Source organism: Teredinibacter sp. KSP-S5-2 (assembly GCF_032773895.1).
GTDB lineage: Bacteria > Pseudomonadota > Gammaproteobacteria > Pseudomonadales > Cellvibrionaceae.
Window position 1 is genome coordinate 3,685,390 of record NZ_CP120416.1, and the last position, 21,015, is coordinate 3,706,404.

At 44.2% G+C, this 21,015-nt stretch carries 11 protein-coding genes; 3 read left to right on the forward strand and 8 right to left on the reverse strand.

All coding sequences use genetic code 11. The features are described 5' to 3' along the window. The first annotated feature begins 128 nt into the window (after window positions 1-128). Window positions 129-1,307, forward strand: coding sequence for a glycosyl hydrolase family 18 protein (locus P5V12_RS15735; protein ID WP_316954038.1), 1,179 nt, complete (start codon window positions 129-131; stop codon window positions 1,305-1,307). 64 nt (window positions 1,308-1,371) lie between these two features. Here the strand turns inward: P5V12_RS15735 and P5V12_RS15740 are convergent, their stop codons facing one another. Further along, window positions 1,372-4,725 (reverse strand): methyl-accepting chemotaxis protein, encoded by a 3,354-nt coding sequence (locus P5V12_RS15740; RefSeq protein WP_316954039.1) that lies wholly within the window; start codon window positions 4,723-4,725, stop codon window positions 1,372-1,374. Between the two features lie 303 nt (window positions 4,726-5,028). Between P5V12_RS15740 and P5V12_RS15745 the strand changes: the two genes are divergently transcribed. Next, complete coding sequence (locus P5V12_RS15745; RefSeq protein ID WP_316954040.1) at window positions 5,029-6,033, forward strand: hypothetical protein; 1,005 nt, start codon at window positions 5,029-5,031, stop codon at window positions 6,031-6,033. A gap of 18 nt (window positions 6,034-6,051) precedes the next feature. Here the strand turns inward: P5V12_RS15745 and P5V12_RS15750 are convergent, their stop codons facing one another. The 7 genes from P5V12_RS15750 to P5V12_RS15780 all read right to left on the reverse strand — a co-directional run bounded on the left by P5V12_RS15750 (window position 6,052) and on the right by P5V12_RS15780 (window position 18,945). Next, window positions 6,052-7,860, reverse strand: a complete 1,809-nt coding sequence (locus P5V12_RS15750) for a hypothetical protein (protein WP_316954041.1) — start codon at window positions 7,858-7,860, stop codon at window positions 6,052-6,054. Window positions 7,861-7,869: 9 nt separating this feature from the next. Continuing rightward, window positions 7,870-11,442 (reverse strand): BadF/BadG/BcrA/BcrD ATPase family protein, encoded by a 3,573-nt coding sequence (locus tag P5V12_RS15755; RefSeq protein WP_316954042.1) that lies wholly within the window; start codon window positions 11,440-11,442, stop codon window positions 7,870-7,872. 462 nt (window positions 11,443-11,904) lie between these two features. Then, on the reverse strand, window positions 11,905-12,708 hold the full coding sequence (locus P5V12_RS15760) for a hypothetical protein (protein WP_316954043.1): 804 nt from the start codon (window positions 12,706-12,708) through the stop codon (window positions 11,905-11,907). 42 nt (window positions 12,709-12,750) lie between these two features. Continuing rightward, a complete protein-coding gene (locus P5V12_RS15765) occupies window positions 12,751-13,338 on the reverse strand; it encodes an imm11 family protein (RefSeq protein ID WP_316954044.1) in 588 nt (195 codons plus the stop codon). A gap of 11 nt (window positions 13,339-13,349) precedes the next feature. Next, window positions 13,350-14,348: an AHH domain-containing protein gene (locus P5V12_RS15770; protein ID WP_316954045.1), complete on the reverse strand. Its 999-nt coding sequence runs from the start codon at window positions 14,346-14,348 to the stop codon at window positions 13,350-13,352. Between the two features lie 20 nt (window positions 14,349-14,368). Then, window positions 14,369-15,448, reverse strand: coding sequence for a hypothetical protein (locus tag P5V12_RS15775; RefSeq protein WP_316954046.1), 1,080 nt, complete (start codon window positions 15,446-15,448; stop codon window positions 14,369-14,371). Window positions 15,449-15,738: 290 nt separating this feature from the next. Next, the gene (locus P5V12_RS15780) at window positions 15,739-18,945 is read right to left on the reverse strand and encodes a flagellinolysin (RefSeq protein WP_316954047.1); all 3,207 of its coding nucleotides are present in this window, start codon (window positions 18,943-18,945) and stop codon (window positions 15,739-15,741) included. 406 nt (window positions 18,946-19,351) lie between these two features. Here P5V12_RS15780 and P5V12_RS15785 point away from each other — a divergent pair, with 406 nt between their 5' ends. Then, window positions 19,352-20,398 carry a serine hydrolase domain-containing protein gene (locus P5V12_RS15785; protein ID WP_316954048.1) on the forward strand — a complete coding sequence of 349 codons (1,047 nt, stop codon included), beginning with the start codon at window positions 19,352-19,354 and terminating at the stop codon, window positions 20,396-20,398. The last annotated feature ends 617 nt before the right edge of the window (window positions 20,399-21,015 follow it).

Sequence of the window (21,015 nt, forward strand, 5' to 3'; positions counted from 1 at the left end):
TTAATTAAATCAACCTGTTATAACTCACATTATTTTCATTCAAGAAAAGTCCTGGTTCATCGCATAGGTCAAGAAAAGATATTTTTATATTATCTCCGGGAGTTAACTTTTCTATCGGCGCACACGTTATGTACACCTATTCATTAAATAAAATACTTATCCTTATCTCATCCTGCTTTTTGATTATTTTACAATCTCTTCCTACGTCAGCGGCTTCAACCAAAGTGATCGGCTATATTCCAATGTGGGAAAACATAGTCAATACCACAAACAGAACGGATTTAAGTAACTTGACCCACCTGAATCTGGCCTTTGCCAACCCGGATTCTCAAGGACGTTTCCTGAACAACAACACACCAACCTGCATGTCCGGCTCGAATGCTGATATAAATTATGTTGTTGAACGAGCACATCAAGCCAATGTAAAAGTCTTGATTTCGGTTGCCGGCGGTGTAATCCCCGAGTGCTCTGGCGATTGGCAAACACTCCTTCAACCGGAGAATCGGGCCCAACTGATTCAACAGGTTCTGGATTTCATGGCGTTTTATCAATTGGATGGTATTGATATTGATTTAGAAGGTGTATTGCTTACAAGCATACATACTTCCGGTAATTACGTTCCCTTCATCCGTGAGCTAAAGGAACAATTAGCCGAAGGTGCATTATTAACCGCAGCTACTGCGTCCTACGAAGGAGGCATGATTCCAACTGAATCACTGGCTTATTTTGACTTTGTCAATATCATGTCTTACGACGCGATTGGCCCGACATGGGGACAGGCAGGAACAGAGCATGCGACCTTAGATTTTGCCGTCGAAAATATTAATACCTGGAAATCTCGCGGATTGGAAAAAGATAAGCTGGTTCTTGGCCTTCCATTTTATGGCTATGGTTTTGGCCAATATCAATCGGACTACAACTACTCTAGCCTGATGACTGAATTTGGCGAACAAGTAAAAGACACGGATATTATTGGTAGCCTATGTGACGGTTGTAGCTACATCACATTTAACAGCGAAAAAACCATACGCAGTAAAACACAGTTGGCACTCAAAGAAGGTAGCGGAGTAATGATATGGGAGTTATCACAAGACATCGCAGGAGAAAATAATTTGTTAAACGCCATTCAGGAAGAAATAAACGGTGAGACAAGCCAACCGACGACTGATACATCGACACCCACTACCACCCCAAGCAGTAGCAACTCAGGTGGAGGAAGTCTTCCCCCCGCTTTCATCCTTGTTTGTATATTGGCGGCATTTATTCAAAAATACATTCAATCTAACAGCAAGAATAAACATCAGTAGCGGAACAAAAAACGGTGTTTTGGTTTCATCCAAAACACCGTCAATATCGAGCAAGTTAAATAAATTATGCTCTCATACTTTTTATTCTAAAGAAGTCTACAATCGCATTCATATTATTTGCCTGCTCCGCCATAGATTCCCCTGCCGCAGACGCCTCCTCTACCAGCGCCGCATTTTGCTGAGTCATCTGATCCATCTGCGCAATAGCGGTATTCACTTGCATAATCCCTTCCGTTTGTTCTCGTGCGGAGTCCGTGATTTCCTGCATCATGGCGCTTACTTCCGAAACGGAAGCAACAATTTCTTTTAATGTTTCGCCCGATTTATTCACCAAGTCCGTTCCTTCTTCCACTTTATTCTGGCTATCGCGAATTAAATCTTTGATTTCTTTCGCCGCTTCCGATGAACGTTGTGCCAAGTTTCGCACTTCTCCAGCGACAACAGCAAAACCTCTTCCCTGTTCACCCGCTCTTGCTGCTTCCACCGCGGCATTCAGCGCAAGCAAATTTGTTTGGAATGCGATCTCATCAATCACACCGATAATTTCCGAGATTTCTTTACTGGAGTCATTGATGGCCTTCATCGCAGAGACCGCCATATCCACCACATCACCACCTAACTTAGCTCTATCCTCGGCCTCTTTTGATAAGTTATTTGCACTCTCCGCTCGCTCAGAACTTTGCTTAACCACGCTGGTCATTTCTTCCATACTGGAAGACGTTTCCTCCAAGCTGGAAGCCTGCTCTTCAGTTCGTTGACTCAGATCCGCATTACCCTGTGCAATTTCGTTGGCACCTTGAGCAATAGTATTGGCGGCAGCCCGAATACTACTGATCACATCTGTTAACTTATCCGCAGTAGCATTAGCATCCTGTTTTAATTTACCAAATGCGCCTTGATAATCATTGGTCATTCGATTGGTGAGGTCACCTTGTGCTAGAGAACCAAGAATTTGCATTACATCATTTAATGCAACTTCAACCGTACCAACCAAATTATTCAACCCTTTACTCAGATTACCAAAGAAGCCCTCTTTACCTGCCATATTGATTTTTTTACTCAAATCTCCGGCAGACGCTGATGCGACAATCTGATCAATTTCTTTTTCGATATTGACTTCAGCCGTGCGATCCACCCACTCAACCACTGTGCCAATACGTTTTTGATTAACAAATATGGGGTTCGCAGTGATATCAAAAACCCGATCCCCAATATTTTCTTCACACTGATGAGTCGCGTCCAGCTTATCCAGTATTCCACGTTGCTGTTCGGGGTCTTGATAAAACCGATCTATACATGAACCGGTAAGTGCATCAACATTAAAATCAGCGAGTTGCTTACGAATATCGGATTCGGCAATGCGCATCATATTAATAATGGCATCATTGGTATAAATAATTTTGTGGTTAATATCCGCAATCATCACATTGCCGGAAACGCTGTCCAGCGCGTATTTCACTCGAGCATTCTCGGCCGCAACACGGTTTTTCTCGTCTTCGGCTGCCAACCATTCGGTTCTGTCATCCCACTCCAATACGATACCGACACGCTCACCTTCCACTGAAACTGGGCTAGCAACAACAGCGAATGTGCGTCCACCGACAACAAATTCCGTTGGAAAACTTCCTTTAAGCTGATCATATTTTTCCAGTAAACGCGTAAAATCTTTAAAATGCGTATCAATTTTGTTGTTTACCAGATTATTTGCATCAAAGGATTTAATCTGAGTTCGAATATCCGGCTCAGCTTTACGCATCATTTTGACGATCGCGTCGTTCATGTAAATAATGTTATAACTGGTGTCCGCGATCATTACCTTACCAGAGGAACCATCCAGAGCGTATTTGACTCGGGCATTTTCCGACGCGACTCGAGCTTTCTCTTGTTCTGCCGCCAGCCACTCGGTTCGGTCATCCCATTCGACAACAGTTCCGACGCGATCACCCTCGACCACAACCGGACTGGCAACCAAAGAAAACGTTCTCCCACCGATAACCCACTGATCATGAAATGTATCTTTCAGCGATTTCAGTTTGGAGCGCAAACTGCTTAAACATGAAAGCTGTTGATCGATGGGGTTCTTCATTAATTTTTCTTTCGAAAAGTTTTTATATTCCGAACGAATCGCGGTTTCCGCTTTCCCCATCATTTTTAAAATGGCATCGTTCAGATAGATAACCACATCATCCTTGTCCACGATCATCACGCTTGAACTCGCGTTATCCAGCGCATTTTTAATCCGGGCGTTAACAGCGGCAATACGACGCTCTTCCTGTTCTTTTTCCCGTCCGCGCCGCAAGCTTTCCCTCATAGTTAGCATTGCCTGAAACACACCCTGAGCGTTAACTTCATCATACTCCTCATCCAAATCACCTCGAGCAATAGCATTAGCCACTTTCCCCAGCTCGCTAGGATCCTTCCCAAGTTGACGCATAATGATACGAGTCAAAAAATATACGACCAGAATGCTTACCACTAAAGCAGCAATAAAAATCACGATAATTGAACTAACTGCACTTTCATTTTTACTTTTCAGCTTAGGCCCGAGCTGATCCTGATCACCTTTAACAGACATTTTCAGGTTATCAACCAATTGGGCAAATTCTGGCCCAAGTACATCCAGAACGTTTTTTACTTTATCATTTCGATCATCAATTATTTCGACGACTTTATGGAAGGCTTCTATATATTCCTTTTCGGTTTTTCTTAAATCCGTGATAAGTGCTTTCATTTCTCTATTATTAACAAGTGAAGTAATCACCTTCATTTGTTCATCAAACTTACTAAATTCGAACTTCACTCTTTCAGCTGATGACGCTTCATTGCTTTCAAGAAATTTAACCACATACAAACGCCCAAGCAGCAAATTCCTCATCGCAACACCGGAAAGGTAAGCCAGGCGCGTGTTGTTATTGCGCGATGCATCCTGCATCACAGTGGTTAGATCCTTCTCCATTCTCGGGCCTAATTTGTTCAATACGTCTTTAACCAGTAAATCTCTGTCCACACGGTACTGTTTTATAATGCTGAACGTGTCGTTATAGCTTTCGATTTTTTGATTTAACTCATCGACCATAACGGCTCTTTCTTTTTTGTTTATCTCCGATTGAGCGACTTTGAGCAGCTCCTCGACTTCACCAAAATAGTTGTTGTAGTGGGCAATTTCCTTTTCATCGCCGGTAAGCAGAAAGTCTTTGACGTTCATTCTCACCATCAACATATTGGACTGAAGCACACCCGCCAGATTACTGTCTCTGGCCAACTCACGATATTCCTTAAACCCGCCGGAAGCGTGTTTAAGTGCAAAATAAGCAGTAGAACCGATGATCGCCAACATCAGTAACACAACGGCGAAAGACGCAATCAGCTTTGCCAGTAGGGTATTGAAAATATTAAGATTTATTGCAGCCTTGTTCATATTTAATGATCCCTATTAATAGAGGAATAAAAAGTAGACAAAGGGAACTGCTTCAAGTATAGGCAGAAATAGCTAGTCGAATAGACGATTTCGATACTTTTTCATGTACATAGAGAATGCTAAAAATGCGGGGCAAAAAATATTTCGCTGATAGCTTGTGATGTTAGACGACAAACCTCAAAATAAAATACCATCAAAACACCAAATCAAAAACTTTAACGCCAAATCGTGCATTTAAAGGATGTGGCATATAATTAAAGAAAAAATGAAACCATCAAAACACATTGAATACGAGTCCACTTTATGCGCTCCCGGGTACCTAATCCTCTACATCAAGCCATTCTTAATCATGATCATGAAACCACCCGACAACTCCTGCAGGACGGAGCGGACATTCAGGCCACGACCCAAAATGGTCGCAACGCATTACAGCTAGCAGAGTTCGCGCAAAACCTCCCCGCAATGATCATGATCGGCGGAGAGCAATTCCAGCATAAAGCGCCACCTGAAGTCTGTCGCCAAGCCATTAAGCAAGGCCTATATCGGCTGGAGCAATTCACCGAAACACAGCGCACACCAGAATGCTGCCAACAAGCATTATTAAAAGATAAAAACAGTTATAAGCATATTCCCTCACAATTTCTGAATCCAGCGACTCTTGCCCAATGGTGCCAGCAAGAACCCAAGCTAATAACTCATCTACCCACTCAACTACTCGAACAAAAAGAATTCTATAAACCTGTATTGCAACAGGGGTATCTAACCAGTTTTCCTAAACCCTGGTTAGATATATGGATTGATGAGGCCGTATCGCAAACACCCCACATACTGGAATACCTAGTAGAAGACCAGCGCACCTATTCGCGCTGCCTGGCAGCAGTAACACAAAATGGCTACTGTTTACGTCATGTACCACTTCGGCATCGAGATCATACGCTATGTCTGGCAGCGGTAAGTACAGCACCGGTTATTGCTGAAGTGCCCGAACACATACGCGACCAAGCCGTGTATCTAGCAGCGTGCCAATCGGAAATTGGTTTTGACGAAGAGAATTTTTCTTTGCTACCGCAGGAATACCGGACTTATCCGGTGTGTTTAAAGTCAATAAAACAAGACTACATGAATATTGAATTCGTGCCGCAACAACATATATCCGTTGAACTCTGTTGCGCAGCACTTGAAGGACGCGAATTTATGGGTTTTCAGTTAAACGATTTTTTCCGTTATGTGCCAGAAGAACTCATAAATGAAGTGCAACAAAAAGCCAACTTTATCTACCATGTCCAGCCGGGGGAATTTGATTTATAACCCAAACATTAAAAGTAATTAAGGCTCCATAATTTTGACCGGTATTGCCTGATCGTTCTGCATAGCCATACCTTTTTGATACTCTTCCGCCGCTTTGTGGACTGCATCCAGTAAGTGTTTACGTTGTGCTTCAGAACGCCGTTTTACTATATTAATCGCCGTATGGGCGGTTCGGGCAAGCCAGTTTTTATTTTTATGTACAACATCCTGCGCTAAATCAACGGCAGTACACCCACCGGCATGGGCACTCCGATAGGTAGCGGAATGATAAGCTTGATTTGTCGCAGCGAGTGCCCGAAAGTCTTCTAATGACAGGTCATGGTTTTGTAACGCGGCGCTCAGTTCTTTTTCTGCCGCTTGCCGGGCTTTAAATAGTTGCATTTGCACCCGGCTATAGACATTCACCGCCCCATCACCATTGGTTTCAATGGGCAGAAAAATCGCGGAAGGGTAAAGCTCTGTAATCAGCGATTGAACACCATCCGATACCGAACTGGATGGCATGCAACCAAACGGCTTAATGCTTAAGGTCATATTCACTTTTTGCTTGACCACATTCTGGATCAACTTACCTACTTCCATGTGCCCTTCCCCGCCACGTAAATTATTGTCGTAAAATGCGTGACTGATTTGAGCAATTTCATCCATGTTCGGAAGGTGGTAACCCCGCAAATCCAATATTTTTGCGAAATAGGTGAAGAGACCTTTCATAATGAATGTTCCGGCGCGAATCATCAATAACTTCTTGCCGACATCCACACCTTCCAAAGCGAACTTGGAACCCTTGTCGCCTTTTTTATCTACACCTTTTAAATCTGCCCGCGCAAGGGTGTCATATTTTGCTGCCCACAATAAATACAACCCCCAGTTGACGACAAGTTGCACATCCACCTCTGCGCCTTCCTGTTCCAGAAAACGCTGCATTTTGTAGTTACCATCGCCTTCGGTGGTCATTGCCCAGAATTCACCAATAATGGCCACTCTCGGTTTTACCTGGGTTCTATCGACTTTAATTGCCTGTAACTCTTTGCGCGTTTGCCATAACGCTTTAAATAATCCCTTGCGGGTTTCAAATGCTATCGCGATCCGTTTTTTCGCGTTGGCAATAACCGCATCGGTTCTTCCCGCTTCCAGTTCATAAGGGCGAATACGATACGCCAAAGCGTTAATCACATCGCCTAAAATAATGGCCTTAGTGATGGTGAAGAAAAAATTCTTATCAATTTTTAATCCCATTTCTTCACCGGTTGCCTGTTTCACGCCCCCTGCCTGTTGAAACAGAATCACGCGAAAACCTTCAAAGCCAGCATCACGCAGCGCTTTTCGGTATTCGGTTACGTAGGTACCAAAACGACAAGGCCCACAGGAACCCGCTGTAGCAAATAAATAGTTATCGATAATATCCTGCTTACGGATACCGGAGGCTTCTAATTGCTTGAGTTTTTTGACCAGATTCCCCACCGTAAAATAGGTTGGGTTACATTGTCCGCGGTTACCAAACTCTCGACCATATTGCAGAGAATCATTATCCGGCACATCCATGGCTTCGACCTGATAACCCAGCCCGCGAAACGCCGACTGAATAAATAAATCGTGGGCCATGGTCAGGCCCGCATGAAGAATCGTGGTATGGGCTCGTTGTGCAGCCGTAAAGGTACTCGGCACCGGATCAAACCACTGGGCTTTTTCTGTTTCATTCAGTTGTAAGCGTTGTTTCTCTTGCGCTTCAAACTCGGAAACATCTGCTTCCATCTTTTGCAAGTAGTCCAACGCAGAGTGCGAAGTGGTTGAATCGTTCACGGGGTTTTGAGTGGGTAATTCCGACATATTCAAAGCCTATTCACTATCAATTTCTACTGCAGGAATAAATTGTTGCACATTTAATGGTACAACGTCCAAATGCTGATTCTGTGTTTCCAGATCTTTTTTGGCCTGCTGCCATTTTTTTAGTTCCGTTAAATACGCGGTATCCAGCTTAATTTCTTCTGGTGCCGCGGCTAAGAGGGATAATCGTTTATCGATAACGGATTTTTTCAGTTCCATCTGTTTTTTGTGTTCATCTTCCAGTTTTTCTTCCGCTAATTTCAACGTGTAACCATAGGTCTTAACACGAATTTTAATCGAGCCGGAGGGTTTGTTGGCATCGATATCATGCAATGCGGAGTAAGGTGTTTCGCTGGCCGCAACAATTCGGTCAACCAAACCATAAGTGGGTGCATCATGACCGCATTTAAAACTGGATAAATCCAACACTGCCACATTAGGGTGGCGCGCAGCAAACTTGGTAGCCCACACTTTCTGTACACTGTTAACGCTGTAATTTTCCGGCCAGACATCACCAATTTCCAACGGCGATTCAATATGATTCTTGCTCACATCATCGGCAAAATATTTTTCCAGGTAGGAAGTATCTTTGGGAATCGAACGCATAGACAGTATGGGATAACCCATCGCCTGATATTCTTCTAATACGCCGTGATTCATTCCCGGATCATTATGATACGGACGCCCAATCATCAGCAATGCCATACGGTTTTCTTTTTCAATCTGATCCAGTACGATTTTGCCTTTTTCCTGCATCATGTGATCAAATCTGTCCAATGCAGAAAATGCCTGATCAATGGCAAAATTATTTTCGTCTTCGGTTATATGTAAATGCTCAGCAAAACACTCAAACATTCGTTGTTTTAATAGTAACCGCTCCATTAAGGACACCGCCGGGTCAAGATAACGAATACTACGATCTGCAAAGAAATCCCGCTCTTTGGTAAACGCCGCGCCCACAACTTTCGGTGTGCCTGACACAATGGGGCAACAGGCTGTGTCCATTACCCGTTCGACAAAAGTCGGAATATGAGTAATCGCCGGGAAGAAAATAAAATTAAGTGGTTTCTTCTCGTGATGAGTAAACAATAAATTATGGATATGCGCCTGAACTACTTTGGCGGGGTAACACGGGTCAACCGAACCATACTTACCACCGGCCTGCCATAATTCCTCTGACGTATCATCAGAGAAAACAATGTTCCTTGGCAAAATACCCAGAGTTTCAAAATAGGCCCGCCAGAACTGCCCCGTACTCCACAGGTTCAAGGCTTTGGGAATACCAATACGAATGGATTTTCGTTGTTCCAGTGCATCCGGTGAGGAACGTTCGAAACCTCGCGCCACGGTTTTGTGTTTGACACCACCGAATAGCGTTCGCTTAACCGCGATATCCTTTATTGGCGTACCCTCGTCGGGCAAAGACTCGACTTTATAGAGATGTTTAAAATTCCAGGTAGCCTCATAGTCGACCAAATTCGGATAAGCAACGGAAAGTTCGCGGCGTTTTTTATTCAACGCGCGCAAGGCATCATGATCTTCCACCGTGCCTTTTTCACAGGAGAACCCGGAAATATAGCGCGCGGTTTCGGTTGCACTGACTTTGGCATCAATAAAAGTGCGTGAACAATTATTTGCACAAAAATCGCAACGGGTGCTTTCGTCATTTTTGGTGCGGTATTCCAAATCAATCGCTTCATTCAGGCCAATAAATTGCGATTTACCTTTACGCTTTACCACACGAATGGCTTCAAAGGCGGCACCTAAAGCACCTGCCTCGCCGGTATGAGGGTGAACATACACTTCCGCATTCGGCACACGTTCTTCGATATAATCCACTTGTGCTTTTACCGCGGCCATATTTTTTTGCGTACCACCCTGTAACACAAAAATACGCCCCAGCTCAGCCATACGTGGAATCTGCACCACATACTGCCAAATATTTTTGGGTAGCACCAAGGCCAAACCAGCAAGCAGTTCTTCGCCGTTGAAACCTTCTTTTTGAAAATTCACCCGGTCGGAATCTAAAAATACCGCACAGCCATAACTGAATTTGGGTGAGAGATCCGCTTTAAATGCCGTCGCAGCATATTCCGTTACCGGCACACCGAACTGGTCGGCCATCGCCTGCAATAACATGCCATTACCGGCCGAACAGGAGTTGGACAGACGGAAATTTTTGATGGTTTGGTTTTGCATAAACAAAACCTTAATATCCTGCCCGCCAACATCACATATCACATCCACATTCGGAAAATAATGTTGCGCACTTTTCATGTGCGCCACAGTTTCCACAATATTGGCATCGGCTTTTAATGCGGTTTCCATTACATCACCAGCATAACCAGTCACGCCAAAGCCGAGTATATTTAGCGTTGCATTCTGTTCGTTCGCCCAATCACGTAATTGGGCAAACATTTGCTTCATATCTTCCAGCGGGTTGCCCTTGGAAAGTTGATACACTTTCTGCAGAATTTCGCCGTACTCATCCACCAACACACATTTGGATGACGTCGAACCACCATCCAAACCAATGTAGCCCTCAATGGTGGATTGCGCCCCCACGTTTTTTGCTTCAAATTTTGGGAGCTGATATTTTTCACTAAAAGCGTTGGCGTCTTCTGCGGTTTTGGCTAATGCCGGCCCAGCGCTGTTGCCCAACTTGGCTTTTCTGCCGTTAGTAATAAATTCTTGAAGTGCATCCAAACCACCGCAGTAAGGCACATCTTTTTCGTGTAGACCAAATAATACAGCACCATAAGCCGCGTAGTATTCGGCGTTCTCCGGAGCAAAAATCAATTCATCAAGGGGGATATGTGTGGGGTATTCATAACCGCGCTCATCCCAGGTTTGGGGAATACGATAGCGCCAACATTCGCGCAAAAAAGGCAAATAGGTATTCGGGCCGCCCAACAGCAACACTTTGGACTTTAAGGTATTGCCTCGCGTTAATACGCTGAGGTTCTGTTGCACAATGGCATCCGCCAGGGAACAGAGAATTTCTTCCGAAGGAATACCGCTTTTCACTAAATTAACGATATCCGTTTCGGCAAACACACCGCACTTGGCGGCAACATGATGCAATTTTTCCGGGTTAAAAATCAGTTTGCTGACATCATCTTGTGGCATGCCCACTTTAACGAAGCATTTATCAATCGTCGCCCCAGTACCCGATGCGCATTTATCGTTCATTGAAGTGGTTGCGCGTTTTTCCCCGCTTTTTTCGCTGGTTTTAAACATGATGATCTTGGCATCTTGCCCGCCAAGTTCAATCACACTGCCCACATCCGGGTGCAAATCCTCCACCGCCATGGTCACGGCGTTCACTTCCTGAATGAATTTTGCGTTGAGATGGGGAGCAATGGGTGCAGCACCGGAGCCGGTGACAAAAACCCGCGTTCGATGGAGGGAAATATTGGGTAGATCCAGCAGAATCTGTTGCAGCATCGCCAGCACTTTTTCCGCCTGGCGGGTTTCGTGCCGTTGGTACTGGCTCCAAAGTATTTTTTTACTTTCCGCTTCAACCACCACCGCCTTCACCGTGGTTGAGCCAATATCAATACCGAGAGTAAGTGTTTTTTCCATCCGCTTTTTTTGGCTTTGTGAATCCGTGGGCTAACTTTAGACGAATGAGTATAGAGTTCAATGGTTAAGGAAAAATTTTGTGAAAGACAAATTGCAAAAATGCCATTTAAAGAAACCAGCCACTCCAATACAGAACAACGATCAACACTAAGAAACAAGACGTGTGGATAGAGTCTGGTTATTGGCAATAAGCCATGGATCGGGCGATTAAACTACAATACCAGACAAAAATCGATCAAATTTCACACAAAACCGCTAAAACAATCCAGTAGGGACAGTGAGAGTATCAGTAGAGAAGGCCCACTGTTTCGCAAAAGAACAGGCACCCCATCCACGCCTTAACTGAACGTCAGCCGAATCAATCCCTCCTCGCATCACAGCACCCAATCAGGAAGATTAAGCGACTGTGCCCTATTATGAATAAAATGGATAAGGATTAAATATTCCAGCCAGGCAAATAACCTACTTTATGAAGGGAACCACCAACCAGTCTTCTGCATAAAAATTGTCGGGCATTTTTTGCAATGCATCATCCGGGCAAAACTCGATATCGTTGAAGGGAGGCTTGACCCCATTATTAAGCGCCAAATGCAAAAACGCCAAACCTTCAAGCCATAAGTATTTATGGGCAATAAACTTGGGCGGGCTGGTGGTAAAAGCCATTGTTTTTGCTGCCACTTCTTCTCGGTAGTCAAATAAAGCACTTTCAAATAGCGGCCAAAAATCATTCATGGTTAAGTCGTCTAGCCCAAGCAAGGCATAAATCATTTCCAATTTGGTTGTATCTTCCGTAACACGTTTATAGGCATTTAGCTGTGCTTCAATCTCTTCAGAGAGCTCACACTTATTATTGGCAAGCAATAAGAGAAGCCAGCATAAGTGAAAGTTATCTTCGTATTCCAATTTTGGCGTTGGCACCTGTGGCAGTACAGTACGAATACGAGCGAGTAAAGGCATATCACCCGTAATAATTGCCGCCATTAGCGGGGCGTTATAGGTAAGCAGGGGTTGATGCTGGTAATGGTTTTGGCTAGTACCTAAAAAGCGCACCCAATTATTGGCGCTTCTATACAGGTTCGCAAAAAACATTGGGGGCTTGACATCAATAAACATAGATGCCGCTGATAAGGTTAAAAATAAATCGCATACCTTCCTGACATCGTCCCGAAATTCTCGCCAGTCGTCATCCAAGCGTATAGGCCAGTTCATATCCTCTAATTGGAATATGGCACCGTCTTGCATGCCTTTTAGGTCAAATTCTGCCATGTTTTTTCCATTGCGTTGGCGCGACCATATTAAAATACTTATTTATAAACCATTCCATCCGTCAGCTTTTTTAACCACATAACCTTCAATTCCAGCTTTTTCCAAGGCTTCTTTAACATCATCACTAATGAAAATTTGATCAAGTTTTTTACTTGCCCGAAATACCTTCGCGTCATCAGGTATAGCTTTATAATCAACTACCAAGTTTTTTATACGATCAACTTGACTTTCATCTAAAAAACTCATTCTACAACTCGAACTATCCATATCAATAATATCCACGCTTTGTATTACATTGCATATAACATAGTCTTTCGATGATATTTCATGTTTATGATCACATAGCCAAATAGGTAAATACTCTATACTTGTTATACCAATTTCATCAAATATTTTTTTAACTTTGCTATTAACTATTAATAGCGCATTGATGCTGTCTAAGAAATCGTACAACTGAGTACCTTCAGGATATTGTGGATCATAATAGATTTTGCAGTCCTCCACAGACGGGTACTCATCTACTAAACTTATACCTTCATCAAACTTGTAAGACTCTGGCATTTCTGAAGATAGCCTTGAAAGAAAGACTGCATCAGACGAACAGTCTGCGTTAATTGCCCAGTACTTCATATATTTTTTCTCTACTTTAATTTACAGGAAGACTTCTCGGATAAACCTGTGTAATTTTTATCAATACCGGCGTCGCGACCCTCAACATATGCAGTAATATACTCTTCTCCGAGGGAGTGCAAAAGTTCCCAGCAATCATCCTCTATCCCAGTCATTTGTTTAGCCAGTTTCACGCTAACATTAGGGTGAGGCTTTTTTAAATCACCTCTAATATTTTTTATTTGTTTTGATATTACCTCCAACCGTCGCTGCACATGCTTTGTATATCTGGGGTGGTTAGACGGATGCCGAAGCATTTTATGCACAGGCTGAAAAAACTCCATTTTTGCGGCAGGAAGCGGGATCATATTTCTTTTATTATTTACATTATAATCAGACATTAATAGTAAATAGTATTGTTCTTGGGTAAAGACTTCTTCGAAACTTCCATTAACAATATATTCCGAATAAAAAGCACTACCAGGAATCATATGATGAGCATTCCACTTATAGGGCATAGAACACCTAGCTTGCTTTCCCGCCTTACTTCTCTGCCTTTTTTTGACATAACCGCTTTTGCTGTCACCCTCTACTTTTTCTTCTTCACCAGTATACTTCGCTTTGTGGTTAAAATTACACTTTACGGCGCCATATGAATAATACTTTGTAAACACATCAATCAAGTTGGGATATTCTTCTCCATAAGCTTTTTCAATAAACGATTTTTCAACCGCAAATACATTACCTTCACCGCCGCGATCCTCTAGTCCATCTTTTACTCTTTCAGCATAATATTTGTCCTTCCACAAAACAGCGGTTAACTTACCAGTAAAAGGGGTGTGCTCTTCGTTCCCTTTTTTATCTTCAGAAGGAGAGTTTTTCTTTTGTTTTTTGTTTTCATCATCAGACCAATCTTTAACTTTGGTTCCAAGCTTTTCTAAAAACTCTTCATCTGAAAGATAAGGTTTATTGTTATCTTTATTATATTTACTCTTTCCATATTCTCGCAGTAGCTCTTGCACGGAAGCCATTTAAATATCTCCGGAATTTGTTATACGGTTATACGAATCAGAGCTCGCCGGCCACTGTCTTCAGACAAGCTAATTAAAAAATTACACTGCCTGGCGTATTGCCTTTCCACACTAGCCACTAAGGTTATCAGAGCCAACGCTCCCATCATTGCACCTACTTCACCGAACCCCAGTGCAGGAATATGCTCCTCTGGTGGAGGTAGTTTGGGGTAGCGAGTTTTTAACAGCACTTGGAGCATGCCATATTCCATTGCTCGGTTTTCCTGTCCATTTATGTCCAGTATCAATTCCGGGTAGTAGCGTAATTCTTCTGGCAAAAGCTGCTCGTACAACGCAAAAAGTTTTTTGCCCGACCAGGACTCCACCTCCGCGTCTCCATCGTTTATATCAAAGGTTGTTCTATCCATGGCAATGTCCACAGACATTGGCACGCCCCCCTGGCCACCTGCAGTACTCACCAGAATAATGGCTGCACCTTCGCCGGGAATGTAACCCACTGGGTTGTCTGCGGTTTTCAGCATGTCGCATTCCAGTTGAAGCTCCAGATCTTCTGCACCCAGAAGGCTATCCGAAATCATAAGCAGGCAATGGTCGGCCTCAGCGTTGGCGAGTATTTCCTTGGCTTTTTGCAGTATACGGGCAAAAGCCAAACGATCGCCGAACACAGTTTGCAAGGACGCCTGGTTTAGAGCAGGGTTTAATTGGTGGAGCAGGTTCGGAACAAAAGAATCAAGATAAATACGCAGGTATTCTTCACGTGGCGTATTGGGTGCAACCCCCAGGTCAATCTCCCTGTCGTAGGGGTCAGGTAGCGCCAATAAAACAGCGACACGACCGGGAACAGCGTGCTTTAGGTTTGCCAGTAAATCACCATAAGCCCGTTGTAACATTTTGATTGTACGCCCGGTATCCGCATAACCATTTAGTGCTGGTGCAGCAGCAACTGTTAGTGGTGAGGGTTCTTCGTCTCCGGGAAACATAAGCTGCATATGATCGTGAGCTGCAAAGCGATTTAGTCCTGCACGGTATGCCGCGCAGGCATCTTTGTACCCTCCCAGAGATGAGCAAAGACCTATGCCAGTAATGTTAACTGTGTCCACTTGAGGCTCTTAAGTTTTTTTATTGTTTGAGTACCCGCTTTTTATGTATGACTATTAAATTACATTTACATAATCTTAGGTGTAAAAAACGGTTTAACAGAATCACAGTTTTATACATAAATGGCACACTAGTTTTCATATGTGTATTAAAAGTACATAGAAGGACTTTTGACCAAGGTTAAGTGCTGCATAGATGTAATACAGCAAAAACCGTATCGGCTGTTGTTGTCCGAATCGCTCCAATAAGGTCAGAAAAAAAAAGCCGCTTTCAGATGAGAATTAAAAGCGTGTTAGTTGAGTAGCTGAAGCACAGATTGTGGACGCTGGTTCGCTTGCGCGACCATGGTCTGTGAGGCTTGCTGCAATACTTGAGCACGGGAAAGTTGGGCGGTTTCTGCCGCGTAGTCGGCATCCACAATACGGGAGCGGGCACCGGCTGTTTTTTCTGCAATGGTGGCTAAATTATTCACGGTAAATTCAAGCCGATTGTTGATTGCCCCCAATTCAGAGCGCGCATCGTTGATGGTTTCCAGCGCGTTATCCACCACTTCAATGGCATTTTGCGCTTCCCTGGCGGTTGCCACGCTGATACTGGACAAACTGGAGCCGGCAAGGCCTTCGATCTCCGCGTTCATATCCCGTAACCCGGTGGCGGTTTCGCCATCGTCAGTCACGGAAACACGAATATCCTGGTCGTTTATAGAAGTGAGCTGAATACGCGGGCCAATGGTAAACACTTCATCGCCAATACGATTATCCGCATCAGTATCGGTTAAGTTTTCGGTGCCGTCGACACCAAACGAAATACCCAAGCGATGCAATGTTTGCAAACCACGATTATTGCCCAGTGAAACCTGAATTGCCGATGAGCCTTGCAACTGAAGCTCACCGTTATCGTCAATGGAAGCAATCACGCCAGTGGTGATTGCCTGAGCATTAATTTCATCGAGAATGGTTTGGGTATCCGTCAGGTCAGACAATGCAATTTCAGTGTCATTCAGTTTGATAGAGCCTGTTCCTACTCCCACGTTAGTCAGGCCTAACTCGGTAAACAATGCGCCGCCAACACTATCACTCCAATTAAGCGTATTTTCAGAATGGACATGTAAACGGCCCGTGTCGTCAGCATAGGCGGTGGCACCATGGTAATCAGTCAATGCATTAATGGCCGCAGCAATATCCGAGGCCACATCACCACCATTCACAGCAACCCCCACACCATTAATGCCGAGGAATCCGGCGTTAACAATGCCACCAACCGGTGCAGCGGAATAGTTTTCAATAGAGGTTCCGGTATCCATACGGAAAGATTGTTGAGCCACTATAGCTGCCACCACATTAGTGTCTGCGGTTGCATTGTTGATTGCGTCCACTTTGGCCATCAGCCCCTGATTAGCCTCGACAGGTTCAATCGACACGCCATTGATAATCAAGTCATTGGCATTGAGCGCCGCCATTTGCCCAGAGGAATCCAACACCTGACCGAGTACGCTGCCCTGCTGTTCCACAGCCATTAGGCCGAGCAAGCTTAAATCGGCATCCACCCCATTGGCTCCCAAGGTAACCGTCACGGGGTCACCGCCATCGGAAGTGAGCACTAACTGTGCGTCTGACGTCAGCAAACCACCGGAGTATTGCGCAGGAATAATGAGGTTAAAATCCTGTGCGGGTCCGATGGCGGTATTGTTTATCACATCCTCAGCATTTAGTGCGCTACCACCATAATCCGAGCCGTGAATCGCACCGGTATCCGTTTCGGTGCCGATGCCGCCCTCGAAATTTAAGTTGGTGGTCATATAGGTATAACCGGTGGTATCAAAATCCGTCTCAAACGAAGCCAGACTGTTCCACCCCGTTGCACCGCCGTGATCGCTGGCCACATTGGCCAACGCCGTGCTGATATCATCGCCTGCGGATAAGTAAGCCATCACTTCGTCGATACCTGTACCACCCGCTGCAATAATATCCTCATGCATCATTTTGACTGCAACATATCCGGCTGAATAGCCAACTGCAGTAATGCCACCACCGCCGATTTTCCCGGTGGCAAACGCGGTGGATAATTCCGCCTGGTTGTCCAGATTACCCCCGGCAATATCCAGTTCCACACGCTCATCACCACCATGAATCAGTTCCGACGCGCCCTCTTTAAACCACTCGGGTAGCACCGTTGAACGCATATCCATATTTCTAAACATCACCGCATGAACCATTTCGTGGGTGATGATGCGATCCATATACAGATAGGGGCTGCCGCCGCTGGGGTCACCGGATGCGGTAAAGTCAGCCATATCCACTTCCAGTGTGAGGCTGGTGCCCAACCCGCCGCCACCAGGAACCAGAGCCGTGACTCTGGCAGCCACATCACCCACACCATCGGTAAAGGTGAGATCCAGGGTTAAATCCACACCGTCACCCTTAATACCGAAATAGGTTTCTATAAGATTCTCTGCCTGGGCAATCCAGTTGGAGGTTAACCCTTCCACCACTTCGGCAATATCCGGGTCAGCAATTTGCGTAGAGTTAATGCCAGTGGCGCTGCCTTGGGTGGTGTCCTGCACTGTCATAGTGGCGAACTTGTCGCTAGTAAGGACTAACTTACCCTCGTCACTGAGAGATGCGTTAATGAGTGAACCAGCTTTCTGATTAATTTTATCGACCAGCTCGTCCAGAGACTGTGTATCGGAAATAGAAAAACTTTGTGATGTGCCATCCAGCAGGACACCGGAAATATTCACCGCCTCGCTGCCACTTAAATAGCCATCCCCCGCACTCGGGCTTTCGACAGTCAGGATGCTAGTGGCTGATACTCCAGAGACATTGTTATTAATGTCATCCAATAAAGCTTGCAAGGTACTGCCACTGCTCAAGGCACTGAGGGAATAACCATTAATTTTTAATGCTCCCGAAGCCAAATCTGCAGCCAAACCACCACTGCCATCAATATTCATTTGCGCGCCGACCAGGTCGCCACTGGTTGACGCCAAGCCCAGACTATTGGAATCCATTGCTGGAATACCAAATGAAATGGTCTGGTAAGCCTCTGCACCTACCTGGATATCAATATTTTGTTGTGAACCTTCTAGGATTTTCTGGCCGTTAAAGCTGGTGGTCTCAGCAATACGGTTAACTTCGGAAACCAACTGTTGGACTTCGGCATCGAGAGTCGCCCGGTCAGAATCTGAATAGATGCCATTGGCGGCTTGAATCGATAATTCGCGAACACGTTGCAGTAAGTTTGTACTTTCGTCCAGCGCCCCCTCAGCGACCTGGATCATCGACACCCCATCCATAGCGTTACGCACGGCTTGGTTCAAGCCTCGGATCTGAGAAGTCATTCGGTTACTGATGGCCAACCCAGCCGCATCGTCGGCAGCAGAGTTAATTCGCTTGCCCGATGCCAAACGCTCGCTTGCAATATCCAGCTCTCGGCCCGAGCTTGCCAACTGACGCTGCGCATTCAATGAAGCAATATTTGAATTAATAATCAGGGCCATGCAGACGCGGTTTCCTTTTATGGTAAAACGACTCCCCTTTTTCCGAGGAGTCACCTCAAAAGAAATAGCGGCTAAATTCACAAAGTTTTTAAGAACTTTTTTTCATGGTTTACGATATGAATTCTTGGTGAATAGGATTAAGAGAAAAAGACCATACGGATAAACTAAAAAACCAAGACGCGAAATATGAAAAGGAAAATATAGTGCCAATGTTATGCAGACAAAATTAGCAAAGGACATCCCTTAACTGACCCATCGGTACAGGAGATGCTCAAAGGGTAAAACAGATACTCACTCCCCGACGTTTAGTGACTATCTATTACATTAGATAACACATCTGCAACGGAGAAAGGCACGGAGAAAAGAATATACTCAACCATCTATTTACCTATCAGGACGAAGCGCAATGCCTGAAAAAATCGCATTCCAGCACATTTCAAGCAGACAAACCACCAATCCAAAATGGTTTTCTCCAGAAAAACAGTTAGCAGCTTCGTGCAATCCCCCTAATTTGTCACTAATAAACCATTTGACCATGCAAATGGAAAGGTTTATCTCCGCCTACCAAGTGCCAGATCTTAGTATTGCTTTAGTGGATAACGCATCAACAATTTGGACAAAGAGTTTTCAGCATGGTGGAAACCGCCGGAAAGCATATGCTGATAATGAGCAAGCCCGCTATTCTGTCAACACATTAAGTCACGTATTAACAGCCATAGCCATAATGCAGCAAATGGAACAGGGAAATTTATCGATAGACAAACCATACAGTGCGCTTTTCCCATATATGCCAGGCGCGACTTTTACCTTGCGTGACTTATTGAGTTATCCATCGAAATTGGATCAGTTATATTTAAAAAATCAGAACACACCTTTACCACGCTCAAAGGGTTCATCCGTAGAAAGCTATTCTCACGCTCTTACCTGTGCAGCGCTTGAACAGGCCTCAAGGCAGAGCATTGTCGACTATATGAACCGACAACTTTTACCGCAGTTGAATATGCGTCAGTCGAGCTTCCATGTGCGAGCATTCAGTGACAAACCAAACAACAAGTCCGATAACTCTGCATTTTCCAGCCGCCTGCAAACAACGATTGACGATTTATCTCAAATTATAAAAATGGTGAACCGTCGAGGAGCATCCAGTGCAGAGAGAGTGCTTCACCCTGACACCATTAACACAATGATAAACCCACAAACACCGACTCAGGAATTGAGTCACTACGGCTTAGGCTGGCACATTTTTGAAGAAACTCAAAACAGCAAACTGGTTGGGCATTTGGAACTATCAGCATTTAGCTCAAGTTCAGTTATGCTGTTGGATATGCATACTCAAGTAGGCATAGCCCTGTTAACCAATAACCAGCAATGCCAGTTACCGCTATACACCATTGCCAAAAAAGCGCTGACACACATGATTAATATTAAACGTCATGACAGCGGATCAATATAACTACCGGAGTGGTGTACGAGATGACCATAAGTAAAACTCCATCCTCAAAACAAACAACACGGTCAAAAAAATATATATGCCAAATCAAAAAAACACCCGTCACCTTTTTAACTGTTTTACTTTAAAGTGATCACTACATTAATACAGCGGGGTTTTGTAAGCCTGTTGTGTTTTGCCTTTTCTGCATTAACCCGAATATGATCGGATAACACTTTATCGCCTACGGAATACACATTTTTTGCTGTATACAGTTTAATAAATACATCCTCGAATAAATTATTAAGCTCCCCATCTGTAACGCTAAACACTTTCCTCTCATTTTATTTTTTATTGTCGTCGCGATTTGCTGCAACGAACAACAAGGTAGTAAAAACACGTTTCAATTATTACGATTTAATACTTACATCCGATTGATTTATTTTTTTTAAGTTGCTTAAATCGAACTCAAGGAATCTTCCTCAGCTTCTCTTAGATTTTTTATGGACGGCGGTACTATCAGCGCAGATTGAAGCGCAAGGAAAGGTAGAAACTGCATGCTGTAACCGGGAGCTAGAGATACACGGAAGTCATAACACTAATAATTGATACCTTTTTCTTATTAATACGAATTTTCGGAC

Coding starts and splice junctions, on each gene's coding strand:
- P5V12_RS15780 (WP_316954047.1), bottom strand. CDS start 18,945: ATGGCCCTGATTATTAATTCAAATATTGCTTCATTGAATGCGCAGCGT.
- P5V12_RS15770 (WP_316954045.1), bottom strand. CDS start 14,348: ATGGCTTCCGTGCAAGAGCTACTGCGAGAATATGGAAAGAGTAAATAT.
- P5V12_RS15740 (WP_316954039.1), bottom strand. CDS start 4,725: ATGAACAAGGCTGCAATAAATCTTAATATTTTCAATACCCTACTGGCA.
- P5V12_RS15735 (WP_316954038.1), top strand. CDS start 129: ATGTACACCTATTCATTAAATAAAATACTTATCCTTATCTCATCCTGC.
- P5V12_RS15765 (WP_316954044.1), bottom strand. CDS start 13,338: ATGAAGTACTGGGCAATTAACGCAGACTGTTCGTCTGATGCAGTCTTT.
- P5V12_RS15785 (WP_316954048.1), top strand. CDS start 19,352: ATGCCTGAAAAAATCGCATTCCAGCACATTTCAAGCAGACAAACCACC.
- P5V12_RS15760 (WP_316954043.1), bottom strand. CDS start 12,708: ATGGCAGAATTTGACCTAAAAGGCATGCAAGACGGTGCCATATTCCAA.
- P5V12_RS15755 (WP_316954042.1), bottom strand. CDS start 11,442: ATGGAAAAAACACTTACTCTCGGTATTGATATTGGCTCAACCACGGTG.
- P5V12_RS15745 (WP_316954040.1), top strand. CDS start 5,029: ATGCGCTCCCGGGTACCTAATCCTCTACATCAAGCCATTCTTAATCAT.
- P5V12_RS15750 (WP_316954041.1), bottom strand. CDS start 7,860: ATGTCGGAATTACCCACTCAAAACCCCGTGAACGATTCAACCACTTCG.